General features: G+C 44.3%; 1 pseudogene. It reads left to right on the top strand.

Going from position 1 to position 429, the window contains the following annotated elements:
- A pseudogene (locus ETC00_RS19995) lies at nucleotides 1-429 on the top strand (transketolase); the annotation flags it as partial.

Here is a 429-nt window from a genome sequence, read left to right as displayed (position 1 = left end):
CCATAATCCGCGCAATCCAAAATGGTTCAATCGCGATCGTTTTGTATTATCAGCAGGACACGGTTCGATGCTACTGTATAGTTTGCTTCATTTAAGCGGTTATGACGTCACAATGGAAGACATTAAACAGTTTCGCCAATGGGGGAGTAAAACACCAGGCCATCCGGAATATGGTCATACACCAGGTGTAGAAGCAACAACAGGACCGCTTGGACAAGGAATTGCGATGGCTGTCGGAATGGCGATGGCGGAACGTCATTTAGCAGCTACATACAACAAAGACCAGTTCGAAATGATTAACCACTTTACATATGCGATTTGTGGTGACGGCGACTTAATGGAAGGAGTTTCTGCAGAAGCTGCTTCGTTAGCTGGTCATTTAAAACTTGGACGCCTCATCGTTCTTTATGATTCGAATGATATTTCACT

The sequence above is a fragment of the Brevibacillus sp. MCWH genome (assembly GCF_013096935.1).
GTDB lineage: Bacteria > Bacillota > Bacilli > Brevibacillales > Brevibacillaceae > Brevibacillus > Brevibacillus aydinogluensis.
This window is presented reverse-complemented; position numbering and strand designations above follow the sequence as displayed.